The organism is Caballeronia sp. (assembly GCF_049581465.1).
In the GTDB taxonomy this organism is placed as follows: domain Bacteria; phylum Pseudomonadota; class Gammaproteobacteria; order Burkholderiales; family Burkholderiaceae; genus Caballeronia.
In genome coordinates this window covers 1-5114 of record NZ_JBAUSA010001277.1, presented here as the reverse complement: position 1 = coordinate 5114, position 5114 = coordinate 1, and the positions used below count along the sequence as shown (strand labels likewise).

At 58.1% G+C, this 5114-nt stretch carries 3 protein-coding genes; 2 read left to right on the top strand and 1 reads right to left on the bottom strand.

Annotated elements, in window-relative coordinates; translation table 11 throughout:
- Window positions 1–1266, bottom strand: a 1266-nt coding sequence (locus WCA53_RS31000) for a hypothetical protein (RefSeq protein ID WP_423920524.1), incomplete at its 3' end; no start/stop codon positions are given.
- Window positions 1267–1857: 591 nt separating this feature from the next.
- Between WCA53_RS31000 and WCA53_RS30995 the strand changes: the two genes are divergently transcribed.
- A complete protein-coding gene (locus tag WCA53_RS30995; RefSeq protein ID WP_423920521.1) occupies window positions 1858–3003 on the top strand; it encodes an acyltransferase family protein in 1146 nt (381 codons plus the stop codon).
- 152 nt (window positions 3004–3155) lie between these two features.
- Window positions 3156–4340 (top strand): acyltransferase family protein, encoded by a 1185-nt coding sequence (locus WCA53_RS30990; protein ID WP_423920518.1) that lies wholly within the window; start codon window positions 3156–3158, stop codon window positions 4338–4340.
- The last annotated feature ends 774 nt before the right edge of the window (window positions 4341–5114 follow it).

Sequence of the window (5114 nt, the reverse complement as noted above, 5' to 3'; positions counted from 1 at the left end):
GGAGATCCGCGTGTAGGTCGCGACCAGCAGGCCGAGCGCGACGCCAAACACCAGCCCCGAGTAACGCGGACCAAGCGGATTACCGCCGATCGACGTCGCCGGCAAGCCGGCCAGTAACAGCAACGCTCGTCCCATTACCGGGAGGTACAACATGTCAGGCACCCGCCGCCGCCATACGCGATACGCTACCGCTCCCACGACCAGGGCAACCAGCAAAGCAAGCGGCAACAGCAGGCCGAAGAGCAGGCCGCCGGCAAAGAACTGATAGACCCAGAAATTGTGGCCCGCGGCCCATTCCTTGATCGCGTAGAAATCCTTCGCGGAAAACTGTCCGGCGAGCTCGGGCAGGTACTCGGGAGAATATCGATAGATTGCACCGTAACCCTTTCCGGCAATCAGCGCAGTCGGTGAGGAAGTGACCTGATCGTACTGGTTCTTCATCTCGGCAAGTCGGGTGACGGTGGTCGGATCGCGTCCGGAAGTCACTTCCTGCGATATGAAGATTCGCTGCGACCAGTGCTCGGCTACGTCCGGGAAAAACATGGCTGCACCGGCGGCCATGGCCGCGATCAGTGCGCCAGTCATCAGCGCGCGCATGCCTGCTTTCACCAGGTGGCGCGGCGACGGTGCCGACAGCCACGTCGCGAACACGAATAGCAGGACGGTGCCTACGAGCAGGCTGCGCGTGACGCTCAGCAATTCGATCAGGATGGTGCCAAGGAAAATGGCGAGTGTGAGTTTGGTAATGCGCTTGGCGACGACGAACTGATGCAGGATCACGCCCTGCAATCCGAGAAACGTGACCGAAACAATGCGGTAGCGAACGTCTTCGAGCGGACCGCCGCTGGTCAACATGCCGTAGATGAAGCTGAATACAAGTGAGACGGTCATCGACCAGAAGAGCGCCTTTTCGAATTGTTCGATACGGTCGGCTTGCCACGGCCGGCACGCCGCAAGATAGCCAAGCAGGAACAGGCCGAAGGGCAGCAACGTGCGCATGTAGTTGCCAAAGTCGTTGCCCTGCAAAACCTGCGCGACGATGCTGCCGACAACCGTTAGCACCGTAGCGGCCGTGATCGCTACGCGCAGCCGCGAGCGGCGCGTGAAGCTCGGCGCGATCAGCCAGAGGATCAGCCCGGTAGCGAGCACAGGCAGCGTGATAAGGACCTGCATCAGGTGGTTGCCGCCGTCCTCCGCCGCCTTATAGTCGAGCGCGAGAGGGAAGATAAACAACCAGATCCAGAGGGTCGTGTACTTGTTGCGCATGGCTAGTCTCTCTTTCAGCTCTCAGTGTGACGCCTCGCGTTTCAACTCGAATGCTCAACGCGGTTTTTGACGATGCATGTTTGACGCCAGGTGTTCCAAGCATGCCTTGCGGAACACATTCACTCCGTTGTTTAGAACGCATAGCGCGCATTGTAGAAACCGATTCCGACCCATTTGTTTCGGCGCAATGAAAAGCCGCGCCAGCGGCGGGAATGGCTAGTTCGTCGGAATATATCAGTGGCGGAATTGGCTGCATGGCACGCGGCGGGAAAGCACTAGTCTTCGTCTTCAATAGGCGAAAACCCATGTGTGCTGCACCGCACTCGACCGTGTGAGGAACACCGGATTCGCTCTGATTCAAGGGGTATTCGCAGCGTTGCTCAATACTCGCGGCTCTCGCGCGGTCAAGCGTCGCGCGCGTGCGACAGGCCGCATTGGCTGGCTGCGAACGGCGTGATGTTGGCGGATGAAACCGGTGCTGTCAGACGAAGATTCAGGGACCGAAGATTGTTTTGCGCGGCGGCGCATTTCACGCCCGAAGAGTCAGTCACACCATACCAAGAGACAGGTTGGAATCACGAGGGGGTCCCCATGGGCTTGTTTGGAAAACCACGTACGCAGCGAACCATGAACCGGACAATCGAGCTCGATTTCGTCCGGGGAATCGCGATCATCGCCGTCATGGGGTTTCATTTTCACTCGGTCAAGACCGGCTATTCGTTTGTTAGCGTTATTGAATATCCGCTGAAGAGTTTTGGGCGTGAAGGCGTCAACCTGTTCTTTACGCTCAGTGGTTTTCTCGTGGGTGGACTGCTCTTAAAACAGTATTCGGAATCCGGGCGCATCGATGCGCGGCGTTTCATCATTCGACGTATCTTCAAGATCTGGCCTGCGTACTACGTACTGATCCTGTTCCATGTGTTCGCGGGCAGGCATCCCACCGATACCTTCCTGATCCAGAACCTGACACACTTGCAGAACTACCTCGGGACGTCGATCAACCAGACCTGGAGCCTCGCTGTCGAAGAGCATTTCTACCTGTTCCTGCCCGCGCTGCTGCTGCTCTTCGTGCGCTTCAAAGTGGGTGCGAACGCGATCATCGCGACCTTGCTGGCCCTCTGCGGCCTGGTGCTGATCGCGCGCTGCGCGGTGGTGTCCAATGGCGACCTCGACGCTGCGTTTTACCAGACGCAGTACCGCATCGACAGTTTGCTTTTCGGCGTGATCCTCGCGGCTTTCTACTGGATGAAGCCTGCGGTCTACAAGAAATTTGCCGATAAAAAGTGGCTGCTCTTCGCCATGGTCGGCGCGTTGATCGCGTGGCTCGTGTTGGCCACAAAGCACCTTGCGCTCGATGAAAGCATTGGCTACACCATTCAGGCGATAGGCTTCGCCGCGGCGATCGTGCTTGCGCTTGAGTACTCGGGCTCGATCCGTGACTCGCGGGCTTATCGCGCAGTGGCGTGGATCGGTGTGTATTCGTACGGCATCTACCTGTGGCATTCGCTTGCGTTGGCTCCCGGCGACATATTGATTAACAAGGCCGCCGCCATGCACGTCCCGCCACTGGTTGCGTGGGCGCTCGTGCTGAGCGCGCAGTTCTGCATTGCGATCGTGATCGGGTACGTGACCACCCGCGCGGTCGAGTTCCCGTTCCTCAAGATTCGCGACGCGCTGTTCCCGGCAAAGCGCAAAGGCGAAATGGAAGTGCCTGTGGTTCCCACGCACGTCGCCTGACTTAAGGCAACTCGTATAAATCCTCGTCTGCCCAGGTCGTCCGATTGATATCGGACGATTCCAACTTGTTGTCCGGGAATTATTATGGAAGCGCTTGAATACTGCGGCGCGGGGGCGTGCCGTTCGTCGACCGTTATGGCGCAGGCGCGCCTATGACGACGGCCCCTCGCATTGCCGCCCTCGACGCCGGGCGCACGCTTGCCGTCCTAGGTGTGATCGCGGTGCATCTTGCGCCGTGGATGGTTACCGGTCCTGTGTGGATCGACACGCTTGCGAATCTGGGTCAGTATGGCGTGCAGTGTTTTTTTGTGATTAGCGCGATCACGATAGCCGCGTCGATCCAGCATGACGCGCATCGCCTTGGTGGCATGCGCCAAGTACTGCTGAGTTTCTATGTGAAGCGAATTGCGCGGATTGCGCCGCTCTACTATCTCGCGGTAGTCGGATACAGCGCGGTTGAATATGTCCTTCACCTCGCGCACGGTCATATACAGGAGCCGCACGATTTCTCCGATGTGATTCTCAACCTGCTTTTTATCCACTCATGGTTTCCGTCGGCCATTGATAGTGTCGTGCCGGGTGGGTGGTCGATTGGCGTCGAGATGTTTTTCTACGCCATTGCGCCGTTTCTGGTTTTCGTTTGCCGGACGACGCGCGGGTTGATTGTGGTCTCGTCGCTGGCGGCGCTGAGTTCGGCGACATTCTGGTATTTCGGTGCGTGCGATGGCGGCCCTGCGTGCCGTATTGTGAATAACGAGTATTTTTATTTTTGGCCGCCTACGCAGTTGTCGTGTTTTATCGTCGGGTTTTGGGTTTGGCATGTGGGCAGGCGATTTTTAATTGGCGATGCGATGTTGTCGGGGCGTGCGTGCGCGGCGCTAGCAGTGGGCGGATCAGCGATGGCTGCTGCGATGTTTTTCGCTGGTACCGGGGGTGGACTGGCCCACGTACTCGCGCCGACCTTTGCGGCGATGACAACGGCTGCCTCGATGTTATTGATGACCCGGGCATCTCAGCCGTTTTTGCGGGCGCCTGCCGTCGTGGCGCTTGGGCGCAATAGTTTTGGCATTTATGTCTGGCATTTCATCGCGATACTGGGTGTTCGGGCCGTGCTCCGGATCGATGCAGTCGACGATTTCGCGGGGGATTTTCCGCTTGTGGTTTTTGGGGCTTCGATGGTTGTTGCTACCGCTGTCGCTTATGCTGGAGCGAGATTTACCACACGGCGGGTGGAGGAGCCATGTACGAGGTTCGCCAACGAGTGGCTGGGCCGTGGGTTGCGGGAAGGATTGTCGGGGCGTGAGAGGGGCGGTGCCGTGCGGGTGGAAGGAGGTTAGAGGGGGGCGCTGATCGCGGAGGGTGCGGGGCTCGGGTAAGGGGGGCTGCTCGCGGCGAGTATGGGGCTAGATTGAGGGATGCTGTTCGCGGCGAGTGTGGGGCGAGCATTGAGTCCTTCTGCCAGCGTGGTCGTTCTGCTTAAGTCGGATTTTCTTGCTTATTTCTGTTAGCCCCTGTTCGGGGCGGAACTTCATTTCTTTTCAAACGCGAAAAGAAACGAAGCAAAGAAACGAAGCAAAGAAACGCGTTTTAAACCGCCAATTCTTAAGTGTCCTCAACACTCATTTCAAGCTGTTGGCACGAACGTAGTACCACCCCCACGCATGAACCCGCAGTCGAACACCCTTCTCAAGCACCACCGGCACGCACACGCTTCGCCTCCAGCGCGCAAAAAGTACAACACCGGCATAAGCCACATCTCTGAATAAGCACGCGTCGAACACGCGCGAACCAATACTCCATTCGGGTCGGCGGTCGGCGGTCGGCGGGTCAATAAGTCACTAGGTTTGTATGTCAGTAGGTCAGCGGGTAGCGGACAGCGGGACAGCCGGCGCCCGGGATTTCGCCACTTTGAGCGTTGGAAGCGAAGCGTGTGGGGGGCCTTTTGATAAGAGGTGGGTGTTCGACTGCGCGTTGATGTGTGAGGGCCGGGCTACGTTCGTGCCAAAAACGCGAAGTGAGCAACGACGACACTTAAATGTTGGCGGTTTAAAACGCGTTTCTTTGCTTCGTTTCTTTTCGCGTTTGAAATGAAGTTCCGCCCCGAACAGGGG

Bases quoted from the DNA above. Each gene is read 5' to 3' on its own strand.
- WCA53_RS30990 (WP_423920518.1), top strand. From the start codon at position 3,156: ATGACGACGGCCCCTCGCATTGCCGCCCTCGACGCCGGGCGCACGCTT.
- WCA53_RS30995 (WP_423920521.1), top strand. From the start codon at position 1,858: ATGGGCTTGTTTGGAAAACCACGTACGCAGCGAACCATGAACCGGACA.